This is a genomic window from Pirellulales bacterium (assembly GCA_036499395.1).
In the GTDB taxonomy this organism is placed as follows: Bacteria; Planctomycetota; Planctomycetia; order Pirellulales; family JACPPG01; genus JACPPG01.
The window spans coordinates 47741-63388 of record DASYDW010000116.1 but is presented as its reverse complement, the minus strand read 5'-3'; the positions used below and the strand labels follow the sequence as shown (position 1 = coordinate 63388).

Here is a 15648-nt window from a genome sequence, read left to right as displayed (position 1 = left end):
CCGGGACCCAACAGGGATGCTGCGGGATCGAAGACCCCAGCCGCAGACTTTGCAGTTCTGCAGCCGGCAGCATGTCATGTGTCGACTGATGCGTCGTCGACGGATAGATTCACGTGTCTGGCAACTGGAATTTGGTTTCGGAATCTTTTGGCAGCAGCCCTAGCATGAACAAGTATGAAGCGGGCTTGGAACGTGTGCCGGCCAATTACATGGCCCTATCGCCACTAACGTTCCTGGCCCGGGCGGCGCTTGTCTACTCGGATCAAACAGCATGGATCCACGGCGAGCGCCGTGCCACTTATGCCGAGTTCTACGCCCGTTGCCGGCGGTTGGCAGCGGCGCTTGCGAATCATGGCGTGGGTTTGGGCGATACGGTCGCGGTCATGGCGCCGAATGTGCCGGCCATGCTCGAGGCCCATTACGGTGTGCCGCTGGCGGGCGCTGTGATCAATGCCTTGAACATTCGTCTGGATGCCGCGGCGATCGCCTTCATTCTCGACCACGGCGAAGCAAAGGTGGTAATCACAGACCGCGAATTCTCGTCCACGATTCGCGAGGCGCTGAAGCTGTGCAAAGTCCGACCGCTGGTGATCGACATTGACGATCCCGAATACGACGGTCCGGGCGAGCGATTGGGTAACATCGAGTACGAAGAATTCATTGCCGCAGGCGATCCCGAGTTTCCCTTTGCGCTGCCAGCCGATGAGTGGCAGGCTATTGCCCTGAACTACACCTCGGGCACCACGGGTGATCCCAAGGGGGTCGTGTTTCACCATCGCGGCGCATACTTGAACTCGCTGGGCAACACTATCGTCTGGAACATGCCGCCGCATGCGCGCTATCTGTGGACGCTGCCGATGTTCCATTGCAACGGTTGGTGCTTTACGTGGGCGCTGAGTGTCGTAGCCGGCACGCACGTCTGTCTGCGCAGGACGACGGCCGAAGCGGCCTATGCGGCGATCGCGGAATACGACGTCACGCACTTTTGCGGTGCGCCGATCGTGCTGAACATGCTAGCCAACGCTCCCAGCCATTTGCGCCGGCAAGGAGGACGTACGATCGAGGTGATGACCGCCGGCAGCGCCCCGCCGGCCGCCGTGATCGCGGCGATGGAAGGGCAGGGGTTCCACGTCACGCACGCCTATGGATTGACCGAGACGTACGGCCCGGCGGTGGCCTGCGCCTGGCACGAGGAATGGGATGCGCTGCCGCTCGCGGAACGCGCGAAATTAAAAGCACGGCAGGGTGTTCCTTACCCGGTTCTAGAAGGATTGATGGTCGCCGATCCTGAAACACTTGTGCCTTGCCCGGCTGACGGACAGACGCTCGGTGAAGTGTTCATGCGCGGCAATATCACGATGAAGGGTTATTTGAAGAACCCTCGCTCGACGCAGGCTGCCTTCGCCGGCGGATGGTTTCACTCGGGCGACTTGGCCGTGATGCATCCGAACGGCTACATCGAGCTGAAAGATCGCTCGAAGGACATCATCATCTCAGGGGGCGAAAACATTTCGACCATCGAAGTCGAAGGAGTGCTTTATCAGCATCCAGCGATACTAGAAGCTGCAGTCGTGGCCCGGCCCGACGAAACGTGGGGCGAGACGCCATGCGCGTTCGTGACGCTTCGCGATGGTGCGGCGGCGTCACCGAGCGAGATCATCGAATTTTGCCGACAGAATCTGGCACACTTCAAGGCACCGAAGACCGTCGTGTTCGGCCCGCTGCCGAAAACATCGACCGGTAAGATCCTGAAATACGCCTTGCGCGAGCGGGCCGCGGCGCTTTAGGTGAGCTAGCCCGCAGGGCGACGAGCAATTAGCGTTCCAGGATGCGGATGTTGCGGAACCAGACCGGCTCGCGGTGATCTTGCAGGCCGAGGTAGCCGCGCAGTTCGCGCCGCTTCAACTCGGGCGTCTTTTCGGCATCGGTATCAACGACGATTACGCCGTTATGCGTGACGCGATAAGCGTTTCCTTGGCAATCGATTTCGAGCGTGTTCCATTGGCCGGCCGGACGACTGACGTGCTTCGTGGCGGGGGCTGCCTTGTAGATGCTGGCCGCGAATTGCGCAGGCTCGATCGTCGCATAGCGCTCGGCCGCGTCGTCGAGCAGTTGCACCTCGACGCCGGACGCGTGCGTCTCGCCAGGTTCATGCTCGCGATGCGCACCATCGTGGGGAACGCGAAGATAGACGCCCGAGTTTCCGCCCGGCTGCAGCTTGTATTCGAGCCGCAGATTGAAATCGCCGTACTGCTTTAGGCTGCGAAGCCAGGGGCCAGGCTGGCCTGTGCATTCCAGGACTCCGTCCGCGAGTTTCCAGCATTGCGCCGCGTCGCCGCTGCCCCCTTCCCAGCCGCGGCCGTCCGTGCCGGCCAGGTTGGTTTTATCTAGCAGCGAGTTGTAGCCTAGCTCGGTGACTTTGATGTCGCGGAATTCGAATTGTCCGCCCGTGGGGACTTCGGACTGCAGGCCGATATAGCCGTCAGGCGCGGCCACGGCGTCGGTATGCCAGGCATGTTGGCCGTTGATTTCCAAATCCGCGTTCCGTCCGACAACCGTCAGCTTGAAATGGTTCCACTCTCCTGGCTTGACCAGGCCCGTGCTCGCGGCGCCGGGCAGGTCCTTGATATTTCCCTCCAGTCCCGTGGCCAGATTGACCTGGTAGCGAGTCGGCCAGGCTCGGCCTGTCTCGCCCGGCAGTTCCGAGCGGATGTAAATGCCTGAGTCCCATTTGTCGGTATTGCGGGCCTTCCAATCCAGCTCGAGGACGAAGTCGCGGTAGCGATGATCGGTGCGCACAAAGCCGTTGCCGGAGTGCAAGACGAGCGCGCCGTTTTCAACCACGGCTTCGCAGCGCGTGACATGCCAGCCGGACAGGTCCTGGCCGTTGAAAAGCGACATGGCGAATCCGTCGGTGGCAGCGGTCGCTAGCGCCGCGCGAGCGAAGACGATTGCAAACACGAACAGGAGCCGGCGCATGGTGGAATTTCTCGCAGGAAACAATTTCGGGCGTAGGAACTGATGAATATCGAATCGTATCGAGAGGAAGACGACCACGAATAACACGAATCGGCGCGCCGCTATTCGTGCAATTCGCATTAATCGCGGTTTAGCTCGTTTGCTTTTCTACGGCTTCAATTCCAACAGCTTCACGTTCTTGTACCAGCATTTGTGGTCGTGATCCTGGAAGCCGAGGTAGCCGACGCGCGGCATGTCCTTGATGGCGGCCCCGAATTTGTGCTTCGTGCCGTCGGGACGTTTACCCTTCTCTGGCCACTCGTCGACGTTGATCTTCGAGACTTCCTCGCCGTTGACCTTGACCGTGATGTTCGGTCCCAGGGCTTTGATTTCGATGGCGTTCCAATCATCGGGCTTGATGTTGTTCGTAGTCGGCGGCACCAGGTCATAGATCGCGCCGAAATCGTGCAGGCCGGTCTTCTTGCTATTGAAGACCTGCACTTCGAAACCGGTGTAGACCGGATTCTTCGGCTCGCCGACGCGGAAGAAGATGCCCGAGTTGCAGTCGGCGTCCCCCATCTTGGCGTCGCACTTGAGGATGAAATCGCCGAACTGCTTGTCGTAGATGATCAAGTAACCGCCGGCCTTGTGCGGCAACAGCGAATTATCTTCGACCTTGGTGGCGATCGGCTTGTCGTTATTGCATTTCCAGCCGGTGGTGTCATGACCATTGAAAAGGAGTTGCCAGCCAGCGGCTTTTTCCTCGGCCGTCAATTCATTGTCAGCCGCTCGAACGGCCGGGGAAGCCAGAAAAGCGAATAGCAGGGCAAGCGAGAGTCGGATGCGCATCGATATGGCTCCTCGGGCGTGGAGAGTCAGGGTGATTGCAGGGGGCGCGACTGCAAAAATTGTAACCAGCCGTCGGGACGGACGAAACACGGCCCCGAAACCGGCAGCGCGTGGCGATTTTTTGGTCACTTCGCGAACGCGGAACGGCGCGGGCGTCGTGTTTGGTTGTGGTATCATGCGATATCGAGATGGAAAGCCTTCCCGCCAATGATGGAAGATGATTTCGGAGCGGATCAGCCGGCACTACTATCGAGAAAGCTCTGTGGGTTCGGGGAATGTTTTGATGAGCGAGAACATGGCAGTGGCCAATTCACCTTGGCACTTGAGGTGGCGTGCCGTACCGACGGTCGCGCTGTTGCTGATGGTGATTACCTGGCTGTTTTTATGGGTCTCGCCCCCCGAGCGATTCGATCGCGGCATGCGCAACTTGTTCGGCGTTCTGGCAGCGCTGTCGGCTGTCGGCGTGATCGCGATCTGGTTCTTTGGGTTTTCAGGCATCTCGCGGCGCACGCGGGGTATCACGGCCATATTGCTCGTGCTGTTGGCAAGTGGAGTCGTGGCCTCGGTGCGGGACGTGGAATTCTCGGGCGACATGGACCCGACTTTCGACTTTCGTTGGCAGCCAACGCGCGAGAGCAAACTCGAAGGGTATTTGACGAGTGAGGCGCCGGCGCCGCTCATGGTGGCCGGGAACCAGTCTGGCGAACCGAGCGTGGCCAGCGCCGATGACTCGCCGGCCTACCGCGGCGCGAACACAGACGGCATCGTCGTAGGGCCGGCGCTCGCGCGCGATTGGACAGACCAGCCACCGCGTTGCCTGTGGCGGCATCCCTGCGGCGGCGGTTATGCGTCGTTTGCCGTGATCGGCGATTCCGCAGTAACGCTCGAGCAACGTGGGCCCGACGAAGTCGTGGTTTGCTACGACATCGCGACCGGGCGGCATCGTTGGACTTATGCGTATTCTGCGCTGTTCAGCGAAAAGATGGGCGGCGATGGGCCTCGCGCGACCCCCGCCATTCACGACGGATTTGTCTATTCGTTGGGCGCGGCAGGCGACCTGGTGAAGCTTGACTTCGTCACGGGCAAGTTGCAATGGCGGGCCAACATCCTTTCCGAAAATGGCTCGGGCAACCTGGAGTGGGGCATGAGCGGTTCGCCACTGGTCTACGACGGACAGGTGATCGTGAACCCCGGAACTCAGCAGGGAACCGAAGCGAGCGCCGCGGTGCTGGGCCTGGCCACTGCCGACGGCAAGGTCGTGATGCGCGGCGGAGATGCACGCAGCAGCTATTCATCGCCGATGCTGGTGACCTTGCTCGGATTACCGCAGCTCGTGATTTTCGACGCGGCGGGATTGGCAGGCTTCGACGCCGAGTACGGAAACAAACTGTGGAGTGTGCCGTGGACTAGCGACTTTGATATCAATGCCGCGCAGCCGGTGGTGCTCGACGATCGGCACATCGTGATTTCATCACAAGCCGGTTGTGCGCTGATCGAGTTTTGCCGGGCCGAAGGGAATTGGACAGCCACGCAAGTCTGGCGCAACCGTTTGATGAAATGCTCGTACGCGAACCCGATTTCGCATGCCGGGTATCTGTATGGTTTGGACGAGGGGATTCTTTCCTGCCTGGACCTGCAGTCGGGAAAACGCCTGTGGAAAGATCGTGCTGCGCAGTATGGCCATGGCCAGTTGCTGCTGGCCGGCGACCTACTGATCGTCTTGAGCGAGAAGGGGGAACTGGCTCTAGTCGAAGCCACGCACGAGGCGTTCCACGAGCTGGGACGGATTCAGGCGCTCGAAGGTAAAACCTGGAACAATCCGGTCCTGGTGCGTGGTCGCGCCCTGGTGCGCAATCACCTGGAAATGGCCTGCTACGAATTGCCGCTGGCCGAGCCGGCGAAATGAACCGGCCTTCGCCATAAATCTACCCTCACTTGACCCTCTTGGTAGGTGAAGTGGCGATTTCTAGAACAACCGGTTGTATCCGTTCAGCGCCGCCACGCGGTAGGCCTCGGCCATGGTCGGATAGTTGAACGTGGTGTTGATGAAATACAACAGCGAGTTCGCCTCGCCTGGCTGCGACATGATTGCCTGGCCGATGTGAATGATTTCGGACGCGCTCGATCCGAAGCAATGCACGCCCAGGATCTGCAGCGTCTCGCGATGAAAGAGGATCTTCAGCATGCCCACCTGTCGGCCCGTGATCTGAGCGCGGGCCAGGTGCTTGAAGAGCGAGTGGCCGATTTCGTAGGGGACCTTGTCGGCGGTTAGTTCGCGCTCGGTACGACCGATCGAGCTGATTTCGGGGCTGGTGTAAATGCCGGTCGGAATATCACGGATCAGAGCGCATTCGCTGCGCCCCGTAATGATGTGGGTCGAGGCGAATCGCCCTTGCACGTAGGCGGCGCTCGCCAGCGACGGGAAACCAATGACGTCCCCCACGGCGTAGATATGCGGCACCGCGGTTTGAAAGTTGCCGTTCACTTCCAATTGGCCGCGCTGATTGGGCTGCACGCCGACATCTTCCAGGCCCAGATCGGTCGCCTGGCCCGTGCGTCCGTTGGCCCACAACAGGATATCGGTTTTTAGCTGCTTACCGCTTTGCAGGTGCAGGACAACACCGTCATCGCGTGTTTCGACTTTTTCATAATGCTCGTCATGGCGAATCAATACGCCCAGATCGCGCATGTGATAAGCCATCGCGTCGATGATCTCGTCGTCGAGAAACTCCAGCAGCTTGGGGCGCGTGTTGATCAGATTGATCTTGATGCCCAGGTTGCGAAACATCGACGTGTATTCACAACCGATAACGCCGGCGCCGTAGATCGTCATCGACTGCGGTGTGAAGTCGAGATCGAGAATCGTGTCGCTATCGAATACGCGCGGATTGCCAAAATCGATATCGGACGGACGGTAAGGGCGCGAGCCGGTTGCGATGACAAAGGCGTTGGCCGTGAGGCGCTGCTTGCCCCCCGCGCCGTCAGAGACCTCGACGGTGTGCGAATCGATAAAGCGGCCACGCCCGACAAGAACGGGTACGTGATTGCGCTCGTAGAAGCTGGCGCGCATCTCGACTTGTTGCTCGATGACGCGGCGTGCCGAGCGGTGCAGTTCGGCGACGGAAAAGTGCAACGACGAGACGCCGCAATCGCGAAAGAGCGGATTCCGATTGGCCTCTGTCATCTGGAAAATGGCATAGCGAAGCGCCTTACTGGGGATGGTTCCCCAGTGGGTGCAGCCGCCGCCGACGCGATTGAATTGTTCGACGACCGCGACATGCTTGCCATGTTTCACGGCCTGCATCGCGGCCCCTTCGCCGCCAGGCCCGCTGCCGATTACCACGACGTCGAAATGCAGTTTGCTCATCAGGATCTCGCCACGCGGTTAGCAGGAGAAGAAAACAGTCCGTTGTTGCCGGTGATTCGCGCTTGCTTGGTCAATAATGACCTGTCCGGCGCGTATTCGTCCCCTCCTTGGGGGCATCTATGGGCGAGGGTATGCAGGGGTAATTCTAATCGGAAGGGGCGTCTTTGCCCACCGGGGCACCCACGCGCGGATCTCGCAGACTTAGCTGTTCGAGCCGCCAAACCAGCGGCGGACAGCGGTCCACCCGTGCCCCAGCAATTTGCCGCTGAGCAGTTCCTCGGTGATCGTTTCCTTGTCGGTGGAGAAGTTGTTCCATACGGCATCGACATACGGTCCGCTGGTTTCACGCACCGTGGCATACAGCCCGCGCTCGCGTATTTCGTTGATCGCGGACTCGTAATGATCGATCACGTGCCGATCGAAGAGTCGGCCGGCGACGCGCACTCCGGACAAGGCGCCACGCGCCACGGCCTGCATACGCGACAGTGTGAACATGGTCATCGCCCCGGAAACGGCCAGCGGGCTGACACCCTCGCGCTGCGCGATGTCGCGCATTTCGTCCCAGACGCGGGCTATCTCGGCCTGCGGAATGACGCTCTTGGGATCGATCGACTTGAGGGCCTCGCGCGTTTGCTCGATGGTTTCGCGTAAGCCTGCGATCGATAACGGGGGGGTATTGAAGGCATCGGCCGTTGTTTTCGAGGCATTGGCGACGGCGTTCAACAGGTCGTCGACGTGATGAATCGTACTCTCCTGGTCGATGACACCATCGCGCTTCAGCTCGTCGGCCAGTTCAGCCAGATAGGTTTGCGACCCATAGGCGACGTCACTGACCACGGCCAACAGCAGCGCCGGGGAAAGGTGAAACGTGGCCAGGTGGGCCATGTCGATAAAATTGCCGACGGCCTTGCGAGCGACGAAATTCTCGACGCGCGCCTCGCTCGTATCGGCTTCTCCCTTCTTTACCGTACCGCCGACATCCTCGGCCAGGAAGTCGAGCATCTGGCGGATCATTACCGAGTAGCTTTTGGAGTTCTGAAACGCTTGCGGCACCAACAGCGACGCCCCTTCGCGCGCGGCGCCAGCTACAACAGCCGTTCCGGAACGCAAGGCCCGCTCTGGCAGCGAGAGCGTGTAGCGCAGATAGCGCGAGATGGCGGTATAGCCGGGATCGGCATCGTCAGGCGGCCGGTTTTCGAGAGACATATTCTGCTCGGCACGCTCGCGGCGGAATTTTCGTTGCCGCGGCCGAACGGAATCGTTTCCCCCGGGCAAGCAACTGCCGGCAGTATAAGCGATCGGCAGAGAGCGAGCTGAACGGGAACTCGGGATAGCTGGCTTTCACCAAGTCCCCGGTATGAGATATTCGTGAACAGGCTCACGTCCTGGCGCCCGGGCACCGGGCCGCTACAGCATCAAAAAGAGTGCGACAGTCGCTAAAACACCAGCCAAAACATAAGCGGTGGACATGACATTTCTCACAGAAGGTTCAGCTTCGCGCCGGACTGCGCCCGGCTGCGAAGATGTGCAGACGCAAGCCACGTGCCGAATCGAAGTCGTACCGACTGGCAGCGGCCCGGGATGGGGCACCGAACCAACGTAAGTGTCTGTCCGCTGCGAGTCTACGAACGCCGTGGTGAATCGAAATGCAGAACGCACCGCGAGTAACGTGATTGACGGCGTGCCGCAAAACGACGTGTCAAAACGAGACACTGTCGCATGACGAGACGGTTGCCGCGATCAAGCCATCGGCTACGGTTGCGGCGGCAGCTTCGCTGGCAGACCGCCCCAGACCACTTGATCCAGTCGGCCGTCGTAGCCGTTCAAATTCTCGGCCGGGTTGTCGACGATGCTGCCCAGAATGATCACACGATCATGAACATTGATGGCCGGTTGGGCCGGGCGCCAACTGACGACGGTCACCACTTTCGGCAGGCCGAAGAGCACCACCTTCATCGCATACAGGTTGCCAACCTGCGACATTTCTTGCACGGTGCCGGCCAGGGCGATGCCCGGAGCGTTGTGTCGCGTCGGTTCGAGTTGAAAGCCGGCCAGGCGGCCGATGGATTCGGCCGACTTGGGGTCAGCACCCACATTAGACATTAGTTGCTGCACGGATTCGCGCTGGGTCCAACTGTTGGTGTCCCCCCGCGAAACAAATGTCACGACCTCGGCCAGATGGCACAGGCGCGTGTAAAGCTCCGGAGTCATCTTGGTGACGCTCTTTCCGGCGCAGACCGTGCATGGCAGGCGGCGATCGGCAATCGGCTCGGCCTTGATTCCCTTGCCATCGCGCGCGGCGGCTGACGCTTTGATATAGCCGGTTCCGTCGCAGGCCGAGCATCGCAGGGCCGAGGACATATCCGCCGTGGCCAACGAGAGATCTTCGGCCGAGTAGGCTGTGAAGTGCGCGGGGCCGTTGCGCGGCACTGGCGGGGTGCCAGACGGATTCTCTGGCGTCGGCGATGCAGCCGACGTTTCGGTCGGAGGAATCGGTTGAGCCGCAGTGGGCGAGGGCTCTGTCGCGGGCGGAAAATCACTGTCCGGATTTGCCTGCGGAGGAGTCGCGAAAGGGGGCGCCGCATCGGTGGGTGCCATCGGCGGCGCAGTAATACCCGGATCCGATGAAGGCGTAGCACGCCCTGGATCGAACGGGGACGGTGCAGTGCGGGACGGATCAAACGGCGGTGCCGCTCCGGCTGGATCGAACGGCGGGGCAACATTTTCCCCGGCTGGTCCTGGCGGAGCGTTCGGCATTTCTACGGGGGGCGGCTCGTCGGCCTTGTCGAGGAGCGCCTTCAGGCCACGATCGTTTGCGGGCTGGTCGTCGTCTTTCCCTTTGCCCTCCAGGAAGGGGAGGTTTATGGGGGCCGTTACCCAGGGGGGGAGTTTGTTCGCGATTTCGAGAAAGTCGTAGCGCGGTCCACCAAATCGCAGCAGGCCGATATAACCCAGCGACAGGCCGATCAAACCTCCGCCTACCACGCCGATGAGATGTGACAGCACGCCGGGCTGCCTTTTGGGGGGACGCGGCGCGATGTCGTCGATTGATTCAGTGTCGAGTTCCGCGGGAGCGGCGCTCGCGGCAGCACGAAACGCGGGAGCGCCCGTGATGCTGCCCGATGATCGCGGAACGAGGATCGCTTCTGGCGGGGCTGCAATACTGGCCGGAAGAATGTCCTGGACCGGGAATTGCGCATGGCACAGCGGACAGCGAACCTGATCCTGCGGCTGTGCAAGGCCGGGTATCAGGATATCGCCATGGCATGATGCGCAGGACGAAATGCGGGACATGCAGGGCTCCGGCACGAACCTTATCCATGTTCAGTCTATCAGCGACAGCGAAGATTCGCCTATACCGGCTTGGGGGTGCTCGCTTGCAAGAGGTGCAAGCAGTGCACGGTCGCGGATGCCGTTTAGGTCGATCGGGCGGTTCACGAATGCTGTCAGTGCGACGCTCCTATCCAATGACGTAATCAAATTGAGGGGTTAGTCATTCGGTGGTAGTCGGCGCGGCGCTCGCGAACGATTGCTGAGGTGTTTCTTTTTGCAGGGCCTGGTGAGTCAGGCGGCGACATCGTAGAGCGAAATTCCCGTTCGAAGTCTGGCCGCGATGACGTTCCAACGGGGAAGGGGAGTGCCATTCCCGACCTTCGGTCGCGTCGCGAAGGGCGTAATTGGACCTGAAGTCAATCGGGTCGAGTTGGCGTGCATGAATGGCCGTGAATGGCGAGACAAGTTTTTTGATCTCGCGCGGTGTCGCAAACTGCGGCGCGGCAGTTTGTCACAGTCGCCGCGCGGGGACGTTCACGGAGTGCGGCAGATTGGGTTAAAAACCCTAGCGATGCGCGAAGCGTAGAAAAGTTTCTAAGAATGCTGTTGAAATCGGTAATCGCGGTTTGGTAGAATCCGCTCACATTTCAAAGAACTAAATCGCGGTCGACCTGAAATTGTGCCTTTCCTAGGAAGATCGCTCGTCAGCCGGTGGTGGTGACACTAAAGGCGGTCGCCGTGATTGTCACAGCGTTAGCTGTTTTAAATAGCGCCGGTTGATCAGAGTCTCAATTGATCATGGCGAAAGTCCTTGTCGTTGATGACGAACTTGGCTATCGCGTCAGCTTGGAGTTCTTCCTTGCGCAGGCCGGGCACGAGGTGGCCGTCGTGGCGACCACGGCCGCTGCCATAGCACGTGCCCAGGATTTTCAGCCCGAGATTCTGGTCGTGGACTGGTTGCTGGGAGATAAGCAAACCGGTGCTGACCTGATCCGTGAGTTGCGGGTCCAATTGCCTGACATTCGGGTGATCGTGATGAGCGGATTGGGCCCTCAGATGGTGCGGCACCAGACCGAGGATCTGCGTATCTTTCGCATGGTCGAAAAGCCGTTCGAGCCCGGCGCGATTCTGGACGCCGTTCGCGAGGCGGGGGCCGGCTTGGATTCGGCTCATGGGTCGGTTGGCTCGTAACTGCAGCGCGATGCCTGTGCGCTCAACGCAAAACCGTGCGCACGGTCGGCAATCACGCCTTTCGCAAGTTGCCAGGGGCAATTTCCCCCCCCGTGGATCCAAAGTTGGCACGCATACACGCTTCTTTATACAATTGAGGTGTTGGCCGGCCGGTGCGTTCAAGAAGCGCGAACGCGCCCTCGAAATGCCGGCATCGCTGCTACCCTCCCGACGCGTACTCTCCCGCCAACGAATAGTCCCGCCGTTCGATCGTCATGCGTTTGTCTTTCGTGTCGCAATACATCGTTTGTTCACTGGCCTCAGTCGTGCTGTGCTGGATGCTGTTGTGCGCGCCGCGGGTGACCTGGGGAGCGGACACGTTTCTCGCCGAAAAGCTGCAGCCGTTTCTGGCAAAGTATTGCATCGATTGTCACGGAGGAGCCGAGCCCGAGGCCGATTTGGCCCTCGACCTGCTGAAGGACGAGAGTGTTATCAGTGAGGATCGAAACCGCTGGGCGCACGTCGTGGAATATCTCGAGGCGGGCATTATGCCGCCCGACGACCAGGTGCAGCCAACGCCCGAGGAAGTGGCGGCCGTAAACGCCTGGATCAGCACGCGATTGGCGAATCTGAAAGGCACCACAACGCGCGACCCGGGGCGAGTGACGATCCGCCGATTGAATCGCATCGAATACAACAACACGGTTCGCGATTTATTGGGTGTTGATTTTCAACCGGCCGATGATTTTCCATCGGATGATGTCGGTTACGGCTTCGACAACATTGGCGATGTATTGTCGATGCCGCCGATCTTGCTGGAAAAGTACCTGGCGGCAGCTGATAAAATCGCCGCCCGCGCCATCGTCGACCCGTGGCCCCCCGCGGCGGAAGTCCGCAAATTCACCGCCGCACAACTTATTTCGGGGCAACGCGGAAGCAAGGGGGTTGCGACCGGCCGGCTGGAGACCGAGGGAGAAGTCTTTGTCGCGCGCGAGTTTCTGGCCGAGGGAGATTATGTGCTGCGCGTCACGGCCCATGGCGAGCAAGCAGGGGACGAACCTCCGCGTATGGCAGTACGGTTGAATAACAAGGACCTGGCGACGTTTGATGTCCCGGCCGTGGCAGGTAGCCCGGCTGTCTTTGAAATGCGGGTTCGCATTCCGACAGGCAAGCAGCGCGTGGCGCTTGCCTACTTGAACAACTTCGTCGATCCGGAAAATCCTGATCCGGCGCGGCGCGACCGCAACCTGATTATTGATTCCCTCGAGATTGATGGGCCGCATGGCGAGGTTCTGCCGCCCGCTTCGCATCGGCAAGTGATCTTCCGCGAGCCGGCTGGGGATGACGAAGCGTGCGCCGAAGAAATCCTGACCCGGTTCGCCACGCGCGCTTATCGCCGGCCGGTCGCCGCCGAGGAAGTCGATCGGCTGATGGAGCTGGTGCGGCTGGCGCGCGATAGCGGCGACTCGTTCGAACGAGCGATTCGCCTAGCGGTACAGGCGGCACTTGTGTCGCCGCACTTTTTGTTCCGCGTCGAGCTCGATGCCGACAGCGGCGGCGACGTGCCGGTGCAGAAGATCGACAATCATCAGCTGGCTTCGCGGCTGTCGTACTTCCTGTGGAGCTCGATGCCTGACGAGGAGCTTTTTCGGTTGGCCGAGCAAGGAGCGCTCGGGCAGGACGAAGTGCTGGCCGCGCAGGTCCGTCGGATGATCGCGGATCCGCGTTCGCAGGCGATGGTTGAGAATTTTGCCGGCCAGTGGCTGCAAATCCGCAATCTCAGTATCGCGTCTCCGGATCGCAAACGCTTTAAAGGCTTCGACGAGTTCCTGCGCACCGCGATGCGTAAAGAGACCGAGCTGTTTTTCGCCTCGATCATGCGAGAAGATCGCAGCATCGTTGAATTAATCGATGCCGATTACACGTTCGTCAACGAACGTCTGGCAGAGCACTACGGAATCAAAGGCGTAAGCGGCGACGAGTTTCAACGCGTGAAGCTGACGGATCGACGCCGCGGCGGCGTCCTGACGCAGGCCAGCGTACTAATGGTCACGTCGAATCCGACGCGCACTTCGCCGGTGAAACGGGGCAAGTGGATCATGGAGCAGATTCTCGGCACGCCTCCTCCGCCTCCGCCCCCCGGCGTACAGGAGTTGGAACAAGTGAAGCTGGAAGGGACGTTGCGACAAAAGATGGAGCAGCATCGGGCAAACTCCTCCTGCGCGGTTTGCCATGCGCGGATGGATCCGCTCGGCTTCGCTTTCGAAAACTTTGACGCGATTGGCGCTTGGCGCGATCGTGACGACGAGCACGAGATCGATCCGTCGGGCATTCTGCCAGGGGGGCAAAAGTTCGCGGGCGCCGCGGAATTACGCGTTCTGCTGGCCGCGCGGCCCGAATTGTTCGCTCGCAGCCTGGTACGGAAGATGCTAACTTACGCGTTGGGCCGTGGGCTCGAAGCGTACGATACCCAGACAGTAGCCGAGATTGCCGAACGTTTGAAGTCGCAGGATTACAAGTTCTCGGCCTTGGTGCTGGAAATTGTACGCAGCGAACCTTTCCAAATGCGACGCGCGCGAGGAGCCGAGTGATGACTGAGCGCAGACACGTCACGCGACGAACGGTTCTCAAAGGGCTGGGCACGGCGCTCGCCTTGCCCATGTTCGATTCGATGTTGCCAGTGCGGGCACGGGCGGAAACAGCCGCGCTCACGGTTCTGCCGCGTCGGCTGGCGTTCATTTACATTCCTAACGGCGTACACCTGCCGGATTGGACGCCGAAGGCTGTGGGCACCGATTTCGACCTGCCGCCGATCCTGGCTCCGCTGGCCGAGCACAAGAACTACCTCACCATCTTAACGGGATTAGCCCAGGACAAAGGGCGCGCCAACGGAGATGGTCCCGGCGATCACGCCCGGGCGTTATCGAGCTTTCTGACCGGTTGCCAGGCTTTTAAGACCAACGGCGCGAATATTCGCATTGGCGTATCTGCCGACCAGGTCGCGGCCCAGCAGATTGGCCATCGGACGCGCTTCCCGTCTCTGGAATTGGGAGTCGATCGCGGCGCGCAGTCGGGGAATTGCGATTCGGGTTATAGCTGCGCGTATTCCTCGAATATGTCGTGGCGTTCGCCTAACACGCCGAATCCGAAGGAAGTCGACCCACGACTGGTCTTCGAGCGATTGTTTGGTGCCGGTACCAGCGTCGAGAGCGATCAGGCGCGCGCGACGCGTGCCAAGTACGAGAAAAGCGTTCTCGATTTCGTACGCGAGGACGCTGGGCGGTTACAAAAAAAGCTGGGCGCGACCGATCAGCGCAAGATGGACGAGTATCTGACGGCCGTGCGCGAAGTCGAACAGCGGATCGCGCATGCCGAGAAATCTTCGTCGCGCGAGTTGCCAAGCTACGCTCGCCCGGACGGTATTCCGCCGGATCATGCCGAGCACATGCGGCTGATGGCCGACTTGCTAGTGCTGGCGTTCCAGGCGGATTTGACGCGCGTGGCCACCTTCATGTTCGGCAATGCCGGCAGTAATCGTAGCTATTCGTTCATCGGTGTGCCTGAGGGGCATCATGATCTGTCACACCACGGCAGCGACGAGCAGAAGCAGGCCAAGATCAGCCAGATTAATCAGTTCCACACGCAAAGCCTGGCGTACCTGCTCGACAAATTGAAGTCGGTGCGCGAAGGGGATGCAACGCTGTTGGATCAGGCCATGATCGCCTATGGCAGTGGGTTGGGGGACGGCAACGCGCACAATCACGACAGGCTGCCGATTCTGGTCGCTGGTCGAGCCGGTGGCACCATCCAATCAGGCCGGCATCTGGAATTCGAAAAAGAAATGCCGCTCAACAATCTTTGGTTGTCGCTGTTGGATCGGGTCGACGCCCACGCCGATCATCTGGGCGACTCGACTGGCCGCCTCGCGGATCTGTAAAAAAGTTTTGGCCGCACGGCCATCTCGCTGGACGTAGGCTTTTCGCGCCGATAGGTTCAATGCGCATCGCGGCATTCTCGCCGCGGTCTTCGAC

At 60.3% G+C, this 15648-nt stretch carries 10 protein-coding genes; 5 read left to right on the top strand and 5 right to left on the bottom strand.

Annotated features, from left to right (window positions below; all coding sequences use genetic code 11):
• The first annotated feature begins 164 nt into the window (after positions 1-164).
• The gene (locus VGN12_20475) at positions 165-1787 is read left to right on the top strand and encodes an acyl-CoA synthetase (GenBank protein ID HEY4311835.1); all 1623 of its coding nucleotides are present in this window, start codon (positions 165-167) and stop codon (positions 1785-1787) included.
• Between the two features lie 28 nt (positions 1788-1815).
• Here the strand turns inward: VGN12_20475 and VGN12_20470 are convergent, their stop codons facing one another.
• Together VGN12_20470 and VGN12_20465 are read right to left on the bottom strand one after the other, a co-directional pair.
• Positions 1816-2979 (bottom strand): DUF1080 domain-containing protein, encoded by a 1164-nt coding sequence (locus tag VGN12_20470; GenBank protein ID HEY4311834.1) that lies wholly within the window; start codon positions 2977-2979, stop codon positions 1816-1818.
• Positions 2980-3126: 147 nt separating this feature from the next.
• The gene (locus VGN12_20465) at positions 3127-3807 is read right to left on the bottom strand and encodes a DUF1080 domain-containing protein (GenBank protein ID HEY4311833.1); all 681 of its coding nucleotides are present in this window, start codon (positions 3805-3807) and stop codon (positions 3127-3129) included.
• Positions 3808-4090: 283 nt separating this feature from the next.
• Here VGN12_20465 and VGN12_20460 point away from each other — a divergent pair, with 283 nt between their 5' ends.
• Positions 4091-5713, top strand: a complete 1623-nt coding sequence (locus tag VGN12_20460) for a PQQ-binding-like beta-propeller repeat protein (GenBank protein ID HEY4311832.1) — start codon at positions 4091-4093, stop codon at positions 5711-5713.
• Positions 5714-5773: 60 nt separating this feature from the next.
• Here VGN12_20460 and sthA read toward each other — a convergent pair whose 3' ends face one another.
• From sthA to VGN12_20445, 3 genes are all read right to left on the bottom strand, one after another.
• Positions 5774-7174, bottom strand: coding sequence for a Si-specific NAD(P)(+) transhydrogenase (gene sthA / locus VGN12_20455; protein HEY4311831.1), 1401 nt, complete (start codon positions 7172-7174; stop codon positions 5774-5776).
• Between the two features lie 201 nt (positions 7175-7375).
• Entirely contained in the window at positions 7376-8380 is a 1005-nt protein-coding gene (locus VGN12_20450; GenBank protein ID HEY4311830.1) for a hypothetical protein, read from the bottom strand.
• Positions 8381-8926: 546 nt separating this feature from the next.
• A complete protein-coding gene (locus tag VGN12_20445) occupies positions 8927-10468 on the bottom strand; it encodes a hypothetical protein (protein HEY4311829.1) in 1542 nt (513 codons plus the stop codon).
• Positions 10469-11245: 777 nt separating this feature from the next.
• On the opposite strand from VGN12_20445, the gene VGN12_20440 reads away from it, so the two are divergent.
• The 3 genes from VGN12_20440 to VGN12_20430 all read left to right on the top strand — a co-directional run bounded on the left by VGN12_20440 (position 11246) and on the right by VGN12_20430 (position 15554).
• Complete coding sequence (locus VGN12_20440) at positions 11246-11638, top strand: response regulator (protein ID HEY4311828.1); 393 nt, start codon at positions 11246-11248, stop codon at positions 11636-11638.
• Positions 11639-11892: 254 nt separating this feature from the next.
• On the top strand, positions 11893-14208 hold the full coding sequence (locus VGN12_20435) for a DUF1592 domain-containing protein (protein HEY4311827.1): 2316 nt from the start codon (positions 11893-11895) through the stop codon (positions 14206-14208).
• Positions 14208-15554 carry a DUF1552 domain-containing protein gene (locus VGN12_20430; GenBank protein HEY4311826.1) on the top strand — a complete coding sequence of 449 codons (1347 nt, stop codon included), beginning with the start codon at positions 14208-14210 and terminating at the stop codon, positions 15552-15554. Before VGN12_20435 ends, VGN12_20430 begins: the two co-directional genes overlap by 1 nt.
• The last annotated feature ends 94 nt before the right edge of the window (positions 15555-15648 follow it).